We start from the raw sequence: 17,224 nt of genomic DNA, 5'->3' as shown, positions 1-17,224 counted from the left end.
GCGGCACTGCGCCTGATCGATTTCCTTTTGTCTTCACCCTGGCCGGACCCTGTCCGGCCATTGTCTTTCCTGTCCTTATGAGCTCACAGCGTCGCGTTACCGGACTCCGCAAGAAACTGGCCATGCTGCTGGCCATCGTCTTCATCCTTTTGATGTGGCAGATCGCGGCCTGGTCGCTGCCGTCCTTCCTGATGCCGGGCGTGCCCGAGGTGGCCGCGCGGCTGGTGGAGGAAGTGCAGTCCGGCAGCTTCCGCACGGCCCTCTTCGGCAGTCTCTATCGCCTGGGCCTGGGCTATGGCTCGGCACTGGCACTGGGCATCGGATTCGGCCTGATCGGGGCGGTGCTGTTCTTCTTCCGTGAAGTGCTGAAGTCGGCCATCGTGATTCTGCAATCGATTCCCTCGATTGCCTGGGTGCCGCTGTTCCTGATCCTGATGGGCTTCGGCAACCTGCCCATCGTGGTGGTGGTGGCCATCGCCGCGTTCTTCCCGGCCGCACTCTCGGTCATGAATGCCACCGAGAGCGTGCAGCAGGTGCATGTCTCTGCAGCGCGCGTGATGGGGGCCTCGCGCCTGTCCATGCTGCGCCGGGTGTACCTTCCAGCGGTGATGCCCGAACTCATCACCGGTGCCCAGCTGGCCTTCGGCAATGCCTGGCGCGCGCTCATTTCCGCTGAAATGCTGGTCGGTTTCGGCAAGGGCCTGGGCCGCACGCTGGCCTACTCGGGCGAGACGGCCGACATGATCGGCGTGATGGCCAACATCCTCACCATCGCCATCCTGGCCGCGCTGATCGACCAGGTGATCCTGGAAAACCTCAAGCATCGCCTGCTCAAGTACCAGTACGTCTGACGTGATGCCGGCCATGCATACCCTCGTTCGCCTCACCTTGTTGGCGTCGGTCTGCCTGACCGTGGGTGCCGCGCAGGCTGGCGTGCTCGATGACGCACGCCGCAGCGACACCGTGCGCATCGGGCTGGACCACGTGCCGCCGGTCTACAAGGGCGGCATGAAATTCCGTACCCCGGAAAACATCGCCATCGTGCCGGCCGAGGATCTTGCCGCGCAGTGGAAGCTCAAGGCCGACCTCCAGCCCACTACGCAGGACCGCGCTGCATTGAAGGGCGTGCGTCCTGATGTCGTGCTCACGCGCATCGATGTCGCCCAGGCGGGCGCGGCCGACGTCATCACGGTCCCGACCGGCTACAGCGCCGGTGGCATGGCCATCATGCGCACCGATACCACCATCCGCAAATGGGAAGACCTGAAAGGCCGCTCCGTCTGCGTCTCCGCCGGATCGCCCTATGTCGGCACCCTCAGCGCACGCTATGCCGCCATCGAGAAAGTGATGCCGGCCCCGGCCGATTCGCTGCTGGCCGTGCGCATCGGCCAGTGCGATGCTGCCGTGCATGACGACACGCTCATGAAGGCGCTGCTGAAGCTGCCCGAATGGAAGAAGTTCTCCGCGCAACTGCCGCCGGTGACGCGCCAGGCGCTGGTGCTGCAGGTACGCGGCAATGACCCGGCCGACCTGGCCGCCGCACGGCAACTGGCCGCGCGATGGAACGATGCGTTCTGGGACAAGGCCATCAAGAAATGGGTCAACAACGTGGCCTTCGAGGTCTACCTCGACCAGAACGTGCCGGATTGCCACTGAGGCCTCTTGCCGGCGTGGCAAGGAAGTTGCCACGCCGATATCGAGAAAGCGGGATTTGTTGACGAGCGCGCAAGCCGCTCCGTGCCGTCCGCACAAAAATCACCGCATTTCAGGATTTTCCCTGTGGCAGAGCGCTGCAATGGGCGTAACATAGTCGGCATTCGTTCCACTGGAAGGCACATCCTGTCGCCGCCAGTCATCATTCCTCAGCCTTCGTTTCAAAGGGAGCCCATCATGGCCATGGACATTTCCTCTGCCGTCAACGGCGTCGTCTCCGACCCCAACGGCAATGCACCGACCACTGGCAAAGCCAACGATCCGGTGGCCGTGCGCCGTGCCGAAGAAGCCGCAGCCGCCTTGAAGGCCGAGCAGCGTCGCCTCGAAGAAATCCAGGCCGATGAAACCCGCGCCGAAAACGCCCGCCAGGAACGCAATCGCCGCGAGCAGGCTTCGCGCAATGCGACCGGCGAGATCATCGGCACGACCGTCAATTCGGTGGCCTGATACCTGCGTTGCCGGTGACGTGGATTGGCCGCGCATTGGCCAATGTGCGGCCAATTCCGGATTCTTAACCTGGATTCAACAAAGCCCGCAACGCCCGGTACAAGGGCGTTGCGGGCTTTGTCGTTGCTGCGGCAGGCGGTTCGAATCAGTGATTCTGCCCCGGCCCGTTCAATGATCCCAGCAACCAGGTCTCTGCCATGTCGATCTGGTTGATGAGCATCAGGAAGGTCTCGTCATTGATGCGCTGTTCAGCGCGCAGGTAGTGCACTTCCAGCCGCTCGGCGCGGATCGCCTCCAGCCGCAGTTCACGTTCGAACTGCTTGAAGCGGTTGGCCGCGCGCTGGGTTTCTTCCGAATCACTCTCCGCATTCATGCGCATGCGATAGGTCGCCAGCAGACTGCCGCTGACTTCCATCAACAACGCCAGATCGGATTCATCGAGATTGACGCCGATGCGTTCCTGCGCCTCCTCGATGGTGCGCACGGCCGCCTCCGACAGGCGCAGGCGCGCCATCATTTCCTCCGCGCGGCGGCGCTTGACCTCGGCATCGAGCTGCAGATCCTTGAGCATCCATGGCAGCAGGAAGCTGCCGAACAGCAGCGAGCACAGGATCACGCCGGTGGCGAGAAAGATCAGCAGGTCACGCGCCGGGAAGGGCGTATGTTCCTTCAGCAGCAGCGGGATCGACATCACGCCCGCCAGCGTGATGGCCCCGCGCACGCCGGAGAGCGCCGTGATGCTGATGAGCCGCAAATCGAACTTGCGGTTGCGCCCGCTCTGGCCACGCAGGGCGGAGGCGAAGCGGCGCATGCGCAGGTTGATCCAGACCCACACGAAACGCAGCACGATCAGCGCCACCGTGATGGCCAGGATGTAGACGAACAGGTGCCACACCGGCACATTGCCCGCCATCTGCGCATCCACGTGGGCCAGGCTGACGATGCCCGGCAATTGCAGGCCCAGCAGCAGGAAGGACATGCCGTTGAAGACGAATTCCAGCATGGTCATGATGCTGCGTCCCTGCAAGCGCGTGGCCGCCGATTCGCCACCGGCCGTCTCCAGATAGGGCATCAGCATGCCCGCCGCTACCGCCGCCAGAATGCCGGACAAACCAAAGTGTTCGGCAAAGATGTAGGCCGTGAAGGGGATCAGCAACAGCAGCACCACCTGGATGCCTGGCTCGTCACCGGCCCATTCGATGATCTTGCGGCGGATCAGTCCGAAGCCCCAGGCCACGATCAGCCCCACGGCAATGCCGCCGGCGGCGATCAGCACGAAGGAGATGCTGGCATCGAGCAGCGAGAAGGTGCCGGTGATGACGGCGGCAATGGCGAACTTGAAGGCCACCAGGCCGGACGCATCGTTCATCAGCGCCTCGCCCTCCAGCACGTGCTGCATCGAGGCCGGCAGGCGGCCCTTGCCGACGATGGACGAGACCGCCACCGCATCGGTGGGCGAGAGCACGGCCGCCAGCGCGAAGGCCGAGGGCAGCGAGATGACCGGGATCATCCAGTGGATGAAGTAACCCACGCCCACCACCGTGAACATCACCAGACCCAGGGCCAGCGCCAGGATGGGGCGCGCCAGGCGGAAAAACTCGCGCTTGGGCATGCGCCAGCCATCGGTGAAGAGCAGCGGCGGGATGAACAGCAGCAGGAACAGCTCCGGATCGAAGCTGATGCGCAGGCCGAACATGGGCATGGCCAGCACCGCGCCCAGCGCGATCTGGAACAGCGGCAGCGGCAGCTTGAAGGGAGCCAGCCGCGCGACCACGCCGGAGACGGCGACGGCCAGCAGCAGGATCAGGACGGTGAAGACGATTTCCATGAGGCAGCAGGTGATGTTCTTGTGATGAGGCGCGGGTGGGTCAGACCGGCAGGGCTGCAAGGAGTTGCAGGGGCGTTGCAGGCGCGTTGCAATGACTTGCAACTAGCTTGCAAGTATACGGTACCTGCGCGGTACAAGCTCGGCAGCCATGTGCCACTGCATCAGGAGAAGGCGCGGGCAAAAACGACGATGCCGGCACAAGGCCGGCATCAGGGAACGCGGGGAGGGCAGGCGGTGCTCAGTTGCCGGCCTTGGCCAGATAGCGTGCGCGCCAGGGTTTGAGCACCATCAGCGCCAGACAGGCGGTGAGGATGTCCAGCGTGATGGCGGTTCCGAAGACCGGATGCCAGCTGCCGGTCTTCTCATGCATCATGGCCGCCAGCGGGCCGCCGAAGATCGAGCCGATGCCTTGCGAGATGTAGAGCCAGCCATAGTTGGCGGTGGCGTTGCGGGTGCCGAAGGTGTCGGTCAGGGTGGAGGGGAAGAGCGAGAAGATCTCGCCCCAGCCGAAGAAGACGATGCCCGACAGCAGCACGAACAGCACCGCATTCTCGCGCGTGGCCAGCCACAGCGCCATGGCCACGCCTTCCAGGGCGAAGGCGAAGAACATGGTGTTCTCGCGGCCATAGCGATCCGAGATCCAGCCGAAGAAGGGACGCGTCAGGCCATTGGTGAGACGGTCGATGGTCAGTGCCAGCGGCAGCGCGGCCAGCCCGAACACCATCACGTTGGCCACGCCGAAGTCACGCGCGAAGGTGGCCATCTGCGAGGTCACCATCAGGCCCGAGGTCGACATCATGGTCATCATCACGAACATGAGCCAGAACAGGGGCGTACGCAGCATCTGGCGCGGCGCCAGGTCGAGCTTGCTGGCGGCAATGGCCGGGGCCGGCATGGCGGCTGCATGGCTGGCGTCAGGCGAGCGCAGGGCCTGTGCGGCCAGCACGCCGATCACCGCAAACACCAGGCCGAATTGCCAGAGCGTGGTTTCCAGCCCGGCGCTGGCCAGCGAGGCCGAGATCGGGAAGGTGGTGAGGATGGCGCCCATGCCGTAGCCGGCCGCCACCATGCCCACCGCAAAGCCGCGGCGATCCGGAAACCAGCGCACCATCTGGCCGACCACGCCGACATAGACGATGCCGGTACCGAGCCCGCCCACCAGGCCATAGGCCAAATAGAACATGCCGATGGTGGAGGCTTGTGCCGCCAGGACCCACGACAGGCCGGACATGAAGGTGCCGATGGCGATCAGGCGGCGCGCGCCGAAGCGCTCGATCAGGCTGCCCTGGAAGGGCGAGAAGAAGGTCTGCAGCACGATCAGCATCGAGAAGGTGATCTGCAGTTCCGACAGCGGCACGCCCAGCTTGGCCGTGAGCGGCTTGGTGAACAAGGTCCACACGTATTGCGGACTGGAGATGGCCATCATGCAGATCAGGCCGATCAACAGCTGGAACCAGCGGTTGCGCAGCAGGCCCTGCGCGCTCGCCGGGGCGGTTTGGGTGAGGGTGGTCATGCGTTTCTCCTGTACAGAAAGCCAGAGTGGGACGGGCAGCCTTGCCGGATCGGGCAGGATGCCGCTGGACTGAATTTATGTATGCATAAATCCTGCCAGGCACAAAAGCAGCTTTCGTGCCATTTGCTCCAGGGCAAATCCGGCACAGGAAAATCGGTTCAATCCTTCTTCGGGAGCGTAAAAAACGGCCTGCGACCCGCAGTTGAAGCGCAAAGCTTCACTTTTTCAGCCAAAACGCTTGCGGCGGGTGGGTGTCGTTGCCGGTGCGTTGCTCGGCACCGGTGCAGCCTGCACCGACTCGGCGCGCACCTGTTCGAGGCGGGCGATGGTGAGGCGTTCGACCACGGTGTGGCTGTCTTCGATGTGACGCGCGATCAGTTCGCCAGCCAGAGCGGCATCGCTGCAGGCGATGGCATCGAGGATGGCGCGGTGTTCGGCGTAGGTGTCATCGATGCAGTCGCCATAGGCGAAGTCCAGGCGCCGCATGATGCGCAGCTGGTTGGCCAGCTGGCGGTAGACGGTATCGGCCTCGGGGTTGCCGGCCGCCTGCACCAGCGCGCAGTGGAAGGCTTCGTCCAGGGCCGCTACGGCCAGCCCGTCGGGCAGGCGGTCGCCGGGGGCGCACTGCCAGATCGCGCCTTGCTCGGCCACCAGCTGCTGGCGCACGGCCGGGGCGATGCGCGGGGAGCACAGCTTGCGCACGGCGTGCAGTTCCAGCATCTCGCGCAATTCGTAGAGGGAGGCAAAGCGCGCCAGGTCGATCGGCACCACTTCCCAGCCATTGCGGAAGTGGCCGCGCACCAGGCCTTCGCTTTGCAGGCGCATCAGCGCTTCGCGCACGGGCGTGCGCGAGACCTGCAGCCGCTCGGCCACATCGTTCTCGGCAAAGCGGTCGCCGGGCAGCAGGCGGAAGGCGTAGATGTCATCGCGCAGGCTGGCATAGACCGTGTCGGTGAGCTTGCCGGCACGGCGGGTGGCGAGATCGGCGGGCGCTTGGCTGGACGTCATGAAGGAAGTGGCTGGGCGGGTGGACGGGGTTGGCGGCTATCTTAACGCGGGGGTGGGGGCGGATGGAAGCTGCACCGCGGCTAGCGCTTGCCCAACACGGTAATACGCGGCTTGGGCGAAGTATCGGCCAACTCACGCGCAATGAAATCCACAAAGCTGCGCACCCGCGTCGACAGCTGCTGGCGCTGCGAATACACCGCAAAAATATCTGCATTGGGCGTCTGCCAGCCCGGCAGCACCTGCACCAGCCGCCCCTGTTCAAGATAGCTGCGGATATCCCACTCGGCGCGCATGAGGATGCCGTGCCCATCCAGCGCCCACTTCACCGCGATCTCGCCGTCATTGGTGGTGAGGTTGCCGCGGATCTTGACCGTCTCCGTCTTGCGCGAAGCACCGCTGCCCGAAGACAGCTTCCACACCCCATAAGCCTCATCGCCCTGGCGGATGCCCACGCAATTGTGTTTGGCCAGGTCATGCGGCGTCTGCGGCATGCCCCTGCGCTTGAGATAGTCCGGCGAGGCGCACAGCAGCCGCGCATTGCACGCCAGCCGCCGCGCTACCACCCGGGTATCGGGCGGCTCGCCGAAGCGGATGCAGACATCGAAGCTGTCCTCGGTCAGCGGCGGCGGTATCACCGACAACTGCAACTGCACCGACACCTGCGGATGGCGCGTCACGAATCTGGAAATCACCGGCGCCACATGGCTGCGCCCGAATCCCAGTGTGGCATTGACCCGCAGCAGGCCTTCCGGGCGGCGCTTGGAGCTGCCCAGCAGTTCGGACAATTCATCGATCTGGTCGAGGATGCGGCGCGCGTGTTCCAGATAGAGCTCGCCCTCGGGCGTCAACATCATGCGGCGCGTGGTGCGGTTGACCAGCGGCACGCCGGCCCGCGCTTCCATCAGCGTGAGGTGCTTGCTGACCGCCGCCGTGGTCAGCCCCAGCTCGCGCCCGGCCGCAGAGAGACTGCCAGCCATGGCCAGCACGGAAAAGAAACGCAGGTCGGCGGGAAGAACGGTGTCCTGCATGAAACCTCGCCAGGAAAACAAAAAAATGATTGTTGAATTCAGGTTAAGAATGCTTTAAGTCTAGCACCGGTTCCTGTCCTTTCAGTATGGGTAAAGTAGCCCGCATGCAAAGAGGCGGCGCATGCCGTCATTTTGCGAGACCCCACACCGCATCTCATCAAGAAAGGCTGGAGACATGAAAACCTATCGCATCGCAACCATCCCCGGCGACGGCATCGGCAAGGAAGTCATTCCTGCAGGCCGCCAGTTGCTGCAAGCCCTGGCCGCTGCCCGTGCCGACCTCGCCTTCGACTTCGAGGACTTTGGCTGGGGTGGCGACTATTACCGCCAGCACGGCGTGATGATGCCCGCCGATGGCCTCGATGCCCTGCGCGACAAGGACGCCATCCTGTTCGGCTCGGCCGGGGATCCGCACATTCCGGACCACGTGACCCTGTGGGGCCTGCGCCTGAAAGTCTGCCAGGGCTTCGACCAGTACGCCAACGTGCGCCCCACGCGCATCCTGCCGGGCATCGACGCGCCCCTCAAGCGCTGTCGTGCCGAAGACCTGAACTGGGTCATCGTGCGCGAGAATTCCGAAGGCGAATACGCCGGAGTCGGTGGCCGCGTGCACCAGGGCCATCCCATCGAAGCGGCCACCGATGTCTCGATGATGACCCGCGCCGGCGTCGAGCGCATCATGCGTTTCGCTTTCAAGCTGGCGCAGTCGCGTCCGCGCAAGTTGTTGACAGTGGTCACCAAGAGCAATGCCCAGCGCCATGCGATGGTGATGTGGGACGAGATCGCGGTGCAGATTGCCAAGGAATTCCCGGACGTGAAGTGGGACAAGGAACTGGTCGACGCCGCCACGGCGCGCATGGTCAACCGTCCCGCCACGCTGGACACCATCGTGGCCACCAACCTGCATGCCGATATCCTCTCCGACCTGGCCGCTGCGCTGGCGGGCAGCCTGGGCATTGCGCCCACCGGCAACATCGATCCGGAGCGCCGCTATCCGTCCATGTTCGAACCCATCCACGGGTCGGCCTTCGACATCATGGGCAAAGGCCTGGCCAATCCGGTGGGTACCTTCTGGTCGGTGGTGATGCTGCTGGAACACCTGGGCGAGCACGATGCAGCGGCGCAGGTGATGCAGGCCATTGAAGCGGTCACGGCCGATCCGGCATTGCATACCGGTGACCTGGGCGGCAAGGCGACCACGGTGCAGGTGACCGAGGCGGTCTGCAGTTTCGTGGCCAAGGCGGCGCGGGGGCAGCAGGAGGCTTGAGTGATGCGTCTTGAATGAGGAAGGCCGGCTTGATGCCGGCCTTCTTGGTTGAGGCGCTGAGCGCAGCGGCGTGCTGTCAGCGCGGTGAGAGTTTCGCCACGATGGTAGCCATCACCACCGCCAGCATCGCAATCCCCGCCGCCAGATAGCCCACCTGACCGGCGCCCCACGAAGACAGCGCCGCACCGCCCACCGCGGCACCGAGCGCGATCCCGCCATTGGCGGCCGATACATTGAGCGTACCGGCCAGCGCCTGCGCGCCCGAAGCAGCCTTCATCACGCGGATCTGGCAGATCGGATAGAGCGCCGTATTGGCGATGCCCCATACCGCCAGTGCCAGCGCAAAGGCCCAGCCCGCCTGGCTCAACAGCATGCTGCCCGCCATGCCCAGCGCGAGGATGGCGCAGAAGAGGGCTGTGGTGGCGAGCGGCTTCTGATCCACCCACAGCCCGCCGAGCCAATTGCCGACCAGGCCGACCGCGCCAAAGCCCATCAGCCACCAGCCCACGTGGGCGGGGGCGATGCCGCCGGATTTTTCCAGCATCTCGGCCAGATAGGTGTAGCCCGTGAACATGGCCGTGAAGACCAGCACCGACAGGGCCACGTTGGCCAGGAAAAACGGACTCTTCAGGATGCGTGCCTGCGCCGCCATGCCACCGCTGGGGGCGCTGCGCACGCGCGGCACCACAGCCGCAATCAACACTGCCACCAGCAGCGACAGCAGCGCCAGCAGGCCGAAGGCGGCACGCCAGCCGACGGCCTCCGACACCAGCGTGCCCAACGGAATGCCGAACAGCATGGCCGCCGAGATGCCCAGATAGACCGTTGACACTGCGCGTCCGCTTTTTTGCGGTCCGGCGATCTGTGCCGCCGTCTCGCTGGCCGTGCCCCAGAACACTGGCAGTGCCAGCGCCGGCACCAGGCGCGCGACGGCCAGTATCCAGATGTTCCAGGCCAGTGCGGCCAGTGCATTCGAAAGCGCGAAGATCACCAGGATGATGATGAAGAGGCGCTTGCGTTCCAGATGCGCCAGGCTGGCCGTGAGCAGCGGACCGCACAGCATCACCACCACGGCAAAGAGCGTGACCAGCTGGCCGGCACTGGCCACGCTGATGCGCAGATCGCGCGCCAGTGCGGGCAGCAGGCCAACGATCAGGAATTCAGTGGTCACGATGACGAAAGCGGCCACCGCGAGAATGGCGATCGAGGCACTGCCGCCCTGCGTATCTTGCGCTGGCTGAGTGCGGGTGCGCGCGGTGGCGCTGGGGGCAGCTGGCATGGGAAAAACTCCGTTTTGAATTTGGGCCCGCCATGGTAGGTGAGAACAAATGTCTACTGTTGGATATAAAATCGTCGCTTATCTGGAAAAATATTCCATCTGCGGGAGTGCAAGATGTCGCCACTGGAAAGGCTCAAAGGTCTCGAGACCTTTGTCGCCGTCGTCGAAGCCGGGAGCTTCACGGCGGCAGCGGAGCGCCTGCATCTCACCAATTCAGCGGTGGGCAAGGCCGTGGCGCGGCTGGAGGAGCGCTTGAAGCGTCCGCTGTTGCAGCGGGGCCGGCGGCGCGTTGAGTTGACCGATGCGGGTGATGCGTTTTATCAGGTCTGCGTGCGCGTGCTGGATGAGTTGAAGAGCGCCGAGGACATGCTGGCCTCGGATGAGATTGCGCCCTCGGGACGCCTGCGCGTGGACATGCCGGCCACCTTTGGTCGCCTGCGCGGCATGGCTTCGCTGCTGGCCTTTGCGGAGAAACATCCGCAGGTCACGCCGCAGGTGTCCTTCACGGATCGCTTCGTTGATCTGGTGGAAGAGGGGCTCGATGTGGTGGTACGCATCGGGGGCGGCGACGTCTGGCCGGCCACGCTGGGTTATACCTGCCTCGGACATGAAGAACTGGTGTTCTGCGCTGCGCCGTCCTATCTTGCCCGCCGTGGCGAGCCGCGCACCCTGCAGGAATTGCAGGCACATGATGCGGTGCTGTATGCGCGTGCGGATGGCAGCAGCAGTCCGTGGCTCATCAAGGACGGAGATCAGCCGGTGGTACGGCAGCATGCGGAAGGGCGCATCATTCTTGGGCAGGCCGAGGCGCAGGTGGCGGCGGTGCAGGCGGGATTGGGCATTGCGCAGCTGGCAACCTGGGTGGTGGAGCAGGCCTTGCGCGAGGGCAGTCTGGTGGCTATCCTGCCTGCGCATGTGACGCAGGGTTTGCCTCTGCATATCGTCTGGCAGCGCAGCCGTGAGCATTCGGCCAAGGTGCGGGCGGTGGTGGGGCATTTTGAAAGGACGCTGGGGGTTGGGGCGATGATCGATACGTAATCGTGGTTCAATGCTCCCTCTGCAGGGGGAGAGATCGCCTTCGCAATGCGTTGTCCCACAGGCTTTCGGAAAGGCCATGATTTTCATGAGGGGTTCATGACGATTCATCTGCATTTTCTCGATGCGCGTGCAAGCCTGACGCCCTTGCGCGAATGGATAAGCGATGCACTGCTGCAGACGCATGCCAAGGCTGCGCAGCTGTTGCCCTTGCAGCCGCTGGATGTGGTCATACAGGCCGGAAAACAGGTGGTGCCGGAGAAGGGGCTGCTGGGATATGCTCCGCGCCCCGGGCTCATCCACCTCACCATCGATCCCGGTCATCCCGCGCTGCTGGCCAATGCACAGTCTTCGCTGGAACGCATGTTCGCCCACGAATTGCATCATGCCGCGCGCTGGGATGGTCCCGGGTACGGGGCGACACTGGGCGAGGCGCTGGTGTCGGAGGGGCTGGCGGGACACTTCGCGCAAGAGCTGCTGGGTGGGGATCCGGAGCCCTGGGAAACGCTGGATATCCTGAGCATGAGCGAGACCATCGCGCTGGCGCTGCAGATGTGGAGTCGCGACGATCATGATCACGGGGCCTGGTTCTTCGGGACGGGGGCGTTGCCGCGATGGGTGGGTTATTCGCTGGGTTATCAGATGGTGGGCAGGTATGTCAGGCAAGTCGAGAGCAGGACAGCTTCCGGCATGGTTGCGCTGGAGGCCGAGGCATTGCGTAACATGCTGGCGGAAATGCTCGCGCTTGCCCAAGGGCGGGATCGGTGAACCGGATTTGAATTGATATGAAGGAGCGCAAGCAAATTGCGCACGGTATCATTCTCCTTTTTCAAGTATCAACGAGGAGTCGTGATTTGAAACCACGCGCCAATCTGGCCATCGCAGTCATTGCGGTGGCCATCATGGTTGTCTTCGCTTACCGAAGCTTCACACGTCAGCCGGCAAAGATCTCGCCAACGCCCACTGCAGAAAGCTGTACGCCGGAAGCGATTCGAAAAGTCAGCGACGTTTTGGAACGATCGATCTTGTCATCACGTTGCGCCAAGAAAGAATAATCGGGGTGAATGCGGCTCCAGTAGGTGCAAACAGTCTTCTAATTTCAATATGGTCAAGCTCGGTGAGTTGGTAAGCGCCGGGAGTACCACCAATACGCCTCTCTCTTGCTATGCGCCGGCCAGAACAGCTAAATTTGATTTCATTGGATAGCAACTGGGTCCATCGCACGCCCTACCCCCCGTTGGGCTTCATCCCTTTCTCTGACTACGCATTGGGTAACGGTGACAGCTTCGGTCTGTATTGGCCGATTGGGCGCGAATCACTGGAACCCATCGTCGTTGAGACCTGGCACGATTCCTGGACGATACAACCGGTCGGTTCTTCTCTTGCTGCGTTTCTGCGCGTGGTTCAGTCCGCTACTGAGGAATACCCGGAGCCACCGACAGTAATGGAGGATCCCGACTCTCCCTTCGCCTGCTTCGTCGCTGCAAAAGAGGCGCAGCAGGTTGAGGGCGCCATTGCACTTCTGGAACGCGCCACAACCATCTTGCCGGAATATACCGATGCCCTGTCTTTGCTGTGGGCCCAATACGTTCGAGCCGGTCGTATCGAAGATGCCATCGTGACCGCACTGCACGCGATCATTTCTCCTCCCGGTTTTGGTACGCGACCGTTGAAGGCCTTGCGCTGGCTTTGCGGGAGGGAGTCAATATCGCCCTTGTTGGCGGAGGATCCGATCTGGCTTGCCAGAAAGGAGCTCACACTCTCTTTCGGGGGAAAGAAGGAGAATGCAGATTTCCCCGTTTTGCTGAATGCCATTCAACGCTATCTGGATCAATCAGAATTCGTTCGTGCTTCGACCTTGATGCAGACCTACGCCGAGCTTATGTGGCGCGAAACCGTTTCATTCCGGGAGCGCTATGGATTTATTGCTGCTGAGTTCATTGCATGGCAGATTGAGGTTGGCGAAAAATATGCAATGGGATCACGGTCCGTTCAGATGCCAGAGTCGTAGCAGAGATAGACGAGTATCAAAATGCGTGACTGAATCACTGATTCTTGCGGTCATGATTATTATCCCGAGGGCGGAGCGATCTTCACCGATACCCTGCAGAAGCTGAGGCCATTGCGTTGGCGGCGCATGACGGTCAGGACGGTGCGGCCCCGTCGCCTGCTCAAGCGGATGTTCTTCCTTGGCTGGCCAGTGCCCTCCGGATACCGTCAGCATAGGAAGTCTTGGTGATCGGCCCGATCAATTGCTGAAGCGCCGAATCATCCATGATCACCGGCTGCGTCTGCAGATAGTGCATCTCCACCAGTTCGCGCATCATCGGATGGAACAATCCGATGATGCGCAGCATGGTCTTTCCCGCCACGCGCTTCTTCAGCTTGCGTCCGGTCTGCCTTTCCATTTCTTCCACCAGTGCCTGTTGCGACGTCACCCCGGCACCGGCCAGGTGCCAGATCCTGCCGAAGGCCGCAGGCGTGCTGATCAGCCTGGCCACGACCGGACCGACATCGGGCACGAAGACGAACTCGTGCGGACGATCCAGTGGCCCGATCATGTCTGCCGTGCCACCCTGTGCCGCAGCCTTGATCGCACCGTGCAGGAAGCTGGCTTCGACGCCGGGGCCGTAGAAATCCGGCAGACGCAGCACCGCTGCGCGAATGCGTCCTGCGCTGTGGGCCTGCATCAGCAGGTCTTCCTGCGCCTTGCGCATGCGGCCCTTGAAGGTGTGCGGATTGCGCGGGTGGTCTTCCCGTAGCGGTGAGGTCTGCGGCAGACCGTAGGGATACACCGTGCCGATCAGCAGAACCTGCTTGACGCCAGCGCTGATCGCGCCGTCCAGCGTCTTGCGCATCAGTGCAGGATGCAGCTCGAACTGCGTGTAGTTGACGCCGACCAGATAGATCAGCGTGTCGATCCCCTGTGCGGCGGCTTCCACGGAGGCCGGCGAGTCGGGGTTCCAGCTGACGATCTCGGCCAGCGGGTCGGCCCCGAAGGCCTTGCGCAAACTGGCTTCATTGCGGCCGACTACGCGATAGGGCAGCCCTTGCGCGCTGATGGCAGAGGCGATGCTTTGACCGATGGCACCGGCGGCACCGAAGAGGGCAATCCTGGACATGGGGTTCTCCCGAAAGATGTTGTGAGTACGAACATGCTCAGTATGCGAAATTGCGGTATAAATGAAAATTGCATAAATTAGCCTAGCGTCTATACATAAATGAATACCCTGGCCGACATCGAACCGAACTGGGAGTGGTACCGCAGTTTTCTCAAGGTGCTGGAGACGGGATCGCTGTCAGCGGCCGGGCGCGAGATGGGGCTCACGCAGCCGACGGTGGGCCGTCACATCGAACAGCTGGAGTCGGCGCTGGGGCTGAAACTGTTCGTGCGCTCCTTTGATGGCTTTTCTCCTACGGATGCGGCGCTGGAACTGAGGCCTTATGCGGCCGGTATCGCGGCGACTTCCGCCGCACTGCGCCGGGTCGCCAGCAGCCACGGCAGGGAAGTGCGCGGCACGGTCAGGCTGACCGCCAGTGAAGTCATCAGCGTGGAAGTGCTGCCCCCGATCCTTGCAGAACTCAAGCATCGGCATCCGGGGCTGTGCATCGAGCTGGTCATGTCCAACAGGGCTGATGACTTGTTGCAGCGGGAGGCGGACATTGCCGTGCGCATGTTCAAGCCGGTCCAGGATGCGCTGATCGCCAAGCGGCTGGGCAGCATCGAAGTGGGACTGCATGCGCACCAGCGTTATCTGGCGTCACATGGGGTACCGCACTCGATTGATGCACTGGCGGGCCATGCGCTGATTGGTTTCGATCAGGAGAGCGCCTTTGTGCGCAAGGTACTGGAGCAATTCCCCTGGCTCGCGCGCGCCGGCCTGGCATTCCGGGCCGACAGTGATCTGGCGCAACTGGCGGCGATTCGCGCGGGCTTCGGCATCGGGATTTGCCAGGTGGGGCTGGCGGCCAGAGATGACGCACTGGTGCATCTGCTGCCCAGGAAATTCTCTCTCAAGATGGAAACCTGGATTGCCATGCATGAGGACTTGCGGGCGAGTCCGCGTTGTGCAGTGACCTTTGCTGCGTTGGTGGCGGGATTGGGGGCGTATATACGGGGGTGAAGCGCGGGGTGGCGTGATTATCCGGATTGGGGACTTGGGTTTTGGGGAGTATCGTCCAATAGCGTTCTAATTTCCATTGATGCGGCTAAAAGCCGTGTGGTTGTTGCACCTGAAATGCAGATTGATCTGAGCGCCTTATTATTCAATTATTTTGCTTTAACAAATCCTGAGATATTCCGAATGTTCATTCCAACGTCAAGATGACAAATCTCTCCAGCAATGCGTTATGCGAGAAATGCGGTGGGTCGGTTGCGCTTTTGCGCGAAGGAAATACGCAAGGCTTGATTTGCACAAATTGTGGCTGGTCGGTGGTTACGACCCAGTTATCGGAAATCCTGCGACACCCAATTTCATATGAGGTGAGTGTTACAAAAGGGGATTACAGGAACGACCAACATCTGAAAGCCTTGGCTCATTTGGCAGATATAAATTATCTTCATGCTAGAAAATTATTAAAAGAATCCTGCACCTTTGTGGTGTTCACTGGAAAGGCATCCAAAGCGATAGAGGTTAGAGATACGCTTGAGACGGCAGGTCTGGCGTTTGAGATCAAGCCCGGATTTCCGTGGTGATTTATGGATAGCCTATTCAGCTATTATTCATTTTCAAGTGCAATGTCCGCAATCGGCCAGAAGCATTATTTGATGGGGCATAGTAGGGGAAATCTTAAAAATGCAAGCAATCCTGACGGACCTTATAGAGCGCATGACAGTGCGCGAACCACTCGTGAGTTCTGATGAGTCAATTTCGTGGCATGCGTACCGCGAAGCTGAAAAGCTAATTGATGAAACGCTGATTGAAGAGCTGCGTGATTTTTTGAAACAGAAGCTAACAAAAGAACAGCGACGAGCGGCCTACTTCATCATTGGGAAGATCGGCAAGAATTGTGCAAGTGCTGAATGTGCTTTGCTCTTGCTTAACAGTGTTTCAGCAGAAACTGATAAATATTCGCTCAGCAGTCTTCTCGATTTGATATCTGATTTGCCAAAGCCACTTCATTTGGATCTTAGCCCTTTGTATTTTTTGCTAAGCGATAAGCGCTGGCTTGTTCGACACTCTGCAATTAAGTCTTTAATGTATTGCCACCATCCTGAGGCAGAAGACAAACTAATCAGTGTGTTAGAGAACACTGACAGTTCATATGAGATTGTTTATTGTCAAGCGACACTAAATAATATCGGAACTAGTAAGGCTCTACCGGCGTTGTCGAAGAATCTAAAATCGCGGAAACCGGACGTAAAGATCTCAGCAGAACTTGCGGTAGAAGCCATTCTGCAACGTCAGTCCAGCCTAAATTGATGCGCGCAATCGCTGTGGGTCTCAATGTTGTTGATTTGGATGATCTCTTGACTCAGGGCCACCATCTTCCACCTTAGTCAGGCCTTGGCGCTTCAAAAATCAAACTGGGTCAGTTGCACCCGCAAATCAACACGTTGATGTGATTTTCCAATACAAGAAGAAAAAAGGGGGAGACATGGAGTGAACTGATTCGATCGGCCAATGCTCACGCCAATGGCCTGAGCGTCGACCGCCCCTTGGTCGAAGCCATCGTTGCGAGCAGCGACAAGAGACGTTTTGCACTGAGCCCCGATGGCCAACGGATTCGCGCCAATCAAGGCCATTCCGTCGAGATTGCGCTTGGACTGCCACCCAGCGTGCCGCCGGACGTGCTGTATCACGGTACGGCGACGCGCTTTCTGGAATCCATCTACGCCAGCGGACTGCATGCAGGATCCCGGCAGCATGTGCATCTGTCCGCCAGTCCTGAGGTGGCAAGGCAAGTCGGCAGCCGGCATGGCAAGCCGGTCGTGCTTGTGGTCGATGCAAGGAAAATGGCCGCAGCGGGAAGCGTGTTCCATATCGCCGATAACGCTGTCTGGCTGACCGATTCCGTGCCTGCCATTTACCTGAGCGAGCTGGTCGAGAACGCTCACGCCGGCATGGAAAACGAATCCGGCGTGAAGTGAGCATGGCGTTGTTCA

Annotated in this window: 18 protein-coding genes; 12 read left to right on the top strand and 6 right to left on the bottom strand. The window is 61.4% G+C overall.

All coding sequences use genetic code 11. The annotated features are described in order from the left end of the window. Positions 1 to 77 precede the first annotated feature (77 nt). The 3 genes from E2K99_RS17245 to E2K99_RS17235 all read left to right on the top strand — a co-directional run bounded on the left by E2K99_RS17245 (position 78) and on the right by E2K99_RS17235 (position 2,160). Positions 78 to 851 carry an ABC transporter permease gene (locus E2K99_RS17245; protein ID WP_134223003.1) on the top strand — a complete coding sequence of 258 codons (774 nt, stop codon included), beginning with the start codon at positions 78 to 80 and terminating at the stop codon, positions 849 to 851. A gap of 13 nt (positions 852 to 864) precedes the next feature. Beyond that, the gene (locus E2K99_RS17240; protein WP_134223002.1) at positions 865 to 1,656 is read left to right on the top strand and encodes a transporter substrate-binding domain-containing protein; all 792 of its coding nucleotides are present in this window, start codon (positions 865 to 867) and stop codon (positions 1,654 to 1,656) included. 234 nt (positions 1,657 to 1,890) lie between these two features. Continuing rightward, the gene (locus tag E2K99_RS17235) at positions 1,891 to 2,160 is read left to right on the top strand and encodes a hypothetical protein (RefSeq protein ID WP_034338578.1); all 270 of its coding nucleotides are present in this window, start codon (positions 1,891 to 1,893) and stop codon (positions 2,158 to 2,160) included. A 145-nt stretch (positions 2,161 to 2,305) separates the two neighbouring features. Here the strand turns inward: E2K99_RS17235 and E2K99_RS17230 are convergent, their stop codons facing one another. The 4 genes from E2K99_RS17230 to E2K99_RS17215 all read right to left on the bottom strand — a co-directional run bounded on the left by E2K99_RS17230 (position 2,306) and on the right by E2K99_RS17215 (position 7,537). After that, positions 2,306 to 3,988 (bottom strand): Na+/H+ antiporter, encoded by a 1,683-nt coding sequence (locus tag E2K99_RS17230; protein WP_088754911.1) that lies wholly within the window; start codon positions 3,986 to 3,988, stop codon positions 2,306 to 2,308. 238 nt (positions 3,989 to 4,226) lie between these two features. Further along, entirely contained in the window at positions 4,227 to 5,501 is a 1,275-nt protein-coding gene (gene oxlT, locus E2K99_RS17225; RefSeq protein ID WP_134223001.1) for an oxalate/formate MFS antiporter, read from the bottom strand. Positions 5,502 to 5,726: 225 nt separating this feature from the next. Next, the gene (locus E2K99_RS17220) at positions 5,727 to 6,509 is read right to left on the bottom strand and encodes a GntR family transcriptional regulator (protein ID WP_134223000.1); all 783 of its coding nucleotides are present in this window, start codon (positions 6,507 to 6,509) and stop codon (positions 5,727 to 5,729) included. An 80-nt stretch (positions 6,510 to 6,589) separates the two neighbouring features. Beyond that, positions 6,590 to 7,537 (bottom strand): LysR family transcriptional regulator, encoded by a 948-nt coding sequence (locus E2K99_RS17215; RefSeq protein WP_134222999.1) that lies wholly within the window; start codon positions 7,535 to 7,537, stop codon positions 6,590 to 6,592. Between the two features lie 175 nt (positions 7,538 to 7,712). Between E2K99_RS17215 and E2K99_RS17210 the strand changes: the two genes are divergently transcribed. Next, the gene (locus E2K99_RS17210; RefSeq protein ID WP_134222998.1) at positions 7,713 to 8,804 is read left to right on the top strand and encodes a tartrate dehydrogenase; all 1,092 of its coding nucleotides are present in this window, start codon (positions 7,713 to 7,715) and stop codon (positions 8,802 to 8,804) included. A gap of 76 nt (positions 8,805 to 8,880) precedes the next feature. On the opposite strand, the gene E2K99_RS17205 is transcribed toward E2K99_RS17210, so the two are convergent. Further along, the gene (locus tag E2K99_RS17205) at positions 8,881 to 10,083 is read right to left on the bottom strand and encodes an MFS transporter (protein ID WP_134222997.1); all 1,203 of its coding nucleotides are present in this window, start codon (positions 10,081 to 10,083) and stop codon (positions 8,881 to 8,883) included. 114 nt (positions 10,084 to 10,197) lie between these two features. Here E2K99_RS17205 and E2K99_RS17200 point away from each other — a divergent pair, with 114 nt between their 5' ends. The 4 genes from E2K99_RS17200 (at position 10,198) to E2K99_RS17185 (ending at position 13,129) form a co-directional block, all read left to right on the top strand. Continuing rightward, entirely contained in the window at positions 10,198 to 11,121 is a 924-nt protein-coding gene (locus tag E2K99_RS17200; RefSeq protein WP_134222996.1) for a LysR family transcriptional regulator, read from the top strand. A 96-nt stretch (positions 11,122 to 11,217) separates the two neighbouring features. After that, entirely contained in the window at positions 11,218 to 11,886 is a 669-nt protein-coding gene (locus E2K99_RS17195; protein ID WP_134222995.1) for a DUF2268 domain-containing putative Zn-dependent protease, read from the top strand. Positions 11,887 to 11,903: 17 nt separating this feature from the next. Continuing rightward, positions 11,904 to 12,173: an entry exclusion lipoprotein TrbK gene (trbK, locus tag E2K99_RS17190; RefSeq protein WP_134222994.1), complete on the top strand. Its 270-nt coding sequence runs from the start codon at positions 11,904 to 11,906 to the stop codon at positions 12,171 to 12,173. 134 nt (positions 12,174 to 12,307) lie between these two features. Further along, complete coding sequence (locus tag E2K99_RS17185; RefSeq protein WP_134222993.1) at positions 12,308 to 13,129, top strand: SMI1/KNR4 family protein; 822 nt, start codon at positions 12,308 to 12,310, stop codon at positions 13,127 to 13,129. A 160-nt stretch (positions 13,130 to 13,289) separates the two neighbouring features. Here the strand turns inward: E2K99_RS17185 and E2K99_RS17180 are convergent, their stop codons facing one another. Beyond that, on the bottom strand, positions 13,290 to 14,240 hold the full coding sequence (locus E2K99_RS17180; protein WP_134222992.1) for an NAD-dependent epimerase/dehydratase family protein: 951 nt from the start codon (positions 14,238 to 14,240) through the stop codon (positions 13,290 to 13,292). A gap of 108 nt (positions 14,241 to 14,348) precedes the next feature. On the opposite strand from E2K99_RS17180, the gene E2K99_RS17175 reads away from it, so the two are divergent. The 4 genes from E2K99_RS17175 to E2K99_RS17160 all read left to right on the top strand — a co-directional run bounded on the left by E2K99_RS17175 (position 14,349) and on the right by E2K99_RS17160 (position 17,209). Beyond that, on the top strand, positions 14,349 to 15,242 hold the full coding sequence (locus tag E2K99_RS17175) for a LysR family transcriptional regulator (protein WP_134224144.1): 894 nt from the start codon (positions 14,349 to 14,351) through the stop codon (positions 15,240 to 15,242). A 200-nt stretch (positions 15,243 to 15,442) separates the two neighbouring features. After that, on the top strand, positions 15,443 to 15,814 hold the full coding sequence (locus tag E2K99_RS17170) for a class I SAM-dependent methyltransferase (RefSeq protein ID WP_134222991.1): 372 nt from the start codon (positions 15,443 to 15,445) through the stop codon (positions 15,812 to 15,814). Between the two features lie 100 nt (positions 15,815 to 15,914). Continuing rightward, positions 15,915 to 16,541, top strand: a complete 627-nt coding sequence (locus E2K99_RS17165; RefSeq protein WP_134222990.1) for a HEAT repeat domain-containing protein — start codon at positions 15,915 to 15,917, stop codon at positions 16,539 to 16,541. Positions 16,542 to 16,726: 185 nt separating this feature from the next. Then, positions 16,727 to 17,209, top strand: a complete 483-nt coding sequence (locus E2K99_RS17160) for an RNA 2'-phosphotransferase (protein WP_134222989.1) — start codon at positions 16,727 to 16,729, stop codon at positions 17,207 to 17,209. Positions 17,210 to 17,224 lie beyond the last annotated feature (15 nt).

Origin of the sequence: Herbaspirillum huttiense, from assembly GCF_004367745.1 — a bacterium.
Classification (GTDB): Bacteria; Pseudomonadota; Gammaproteobacteria; order Burkholderiales; family Burkholderiaceae_D; genus Herbaspirillum; species Herbaspirillum huttiense.
This window is presented reverse-complemented; position numbering and strand designations above follow the sequence as displayed.

Bases quoted from the DNA above. Each gene is read 5' to 3' on its own strand.
- E2K99_RS17215 (WP_134222999.1), bottom strand. From the start codon at position 7,537: ATGCAGGACACCGTTCTTCCCGCCGACCTGCGTTTCTTTTCCGTGCTG.
- E2K99_RS17170 (WP_134222991.1), top strand. From the start codon at position 15,443: ATGACAAATCTCTCCAGCAATGCGTTATGCGAGAAATGCGGTGGGTCG.
- E2K99_RS17195 (WP_134222995.1), top strand. From the start codon at position 11,218: ATGACGATTCATCTGCATTTTCTCGATGCGCGTGCAAGCCTGACGCCC.
- E2K99_RS17230 (WP_088754911.1), bottom strand. From the start codon at position 3,988: ATGGAAATCGTCTTCACCGTCCTGATCCTGCTGCTGGCCGTCGCCGTC.
- E2K99_RS17235 (WP_034338578.1), top strand. From the start codon at position 1,891: ATGGCCATGGACATTTCCTCTGCCGTCAACGGCGTCGTCTCCGACCCC.
- E2K99_RS17205 (WP_134222997.1), bottom strand. From the start codon at position 10,083: ATGCCAGCTGCCCCCAGCGCCACCGCGCGCACCCGCACTCAGCCAGCG.
- E2K99_RS17165 (WP_134222990.1), top strand. From the start codon at position 15,915: ATGCAAGCAATCCTGACGGACCTTATAGAGCGCATGACAGTGCGCGAA.
- E2K99_RS17220 (WP_134223000.1), bottom strand. From the start codon at position 6,509: ATGACGTCCAGCCAAGCGCCCGCCGATCTCGCCACCCGCCGTGCCGGC.
- oxlT (WP_134223001.1), bottom strand. From the start codon at position 5,501: ATGACCACCCTCACCCAAACCGCCCCGGCGAGCGCGCAGGGCCTGCTG.
- E2K99_RS17240 (WP_134223002.1), top strand. From the start codon at position 865: ATGCATACCCTCGTTCGCCTCACCTTGTTGGCGTCGGTCTGCCTGACC.
- trbK (WP_134222994.1), top strand. From the start codon at position 11,904: ATGAAGGAGCGCAAGCAAATTGCGCACGGTATCATTCTCCTTTTTCAA.
- E2K99_RS17200 (WP_134222996.1), top strand. From the start codon at position 10,198: ATGTCGCCACTGGAAAGGCTCAAAGGTCTCGAGACCTTTGTCGCCGTC.
- E2K99_RS17245 (WP_134223003.1), top strand. From the start codon at position 78: ATGAGCTCACAGCGTCGCGTTACCGGACTCCGCAAGAAACTGGCCATG.
- E2K99_RS17180 (WP_134222992.1), bottom strand. From the start codon at position 14,240: ATGTCCAGGATTGCCCTCTTCGGTGCCGCCGGTGCCATCGGTCAAAGC.
- E2K99_RS17210 (WP_134222998.1), top strand. From the start codon at position 7,713: ATGAAAACCTATCGCATCGCAACCATCCCCGGCGACGGCATCGGCAAG.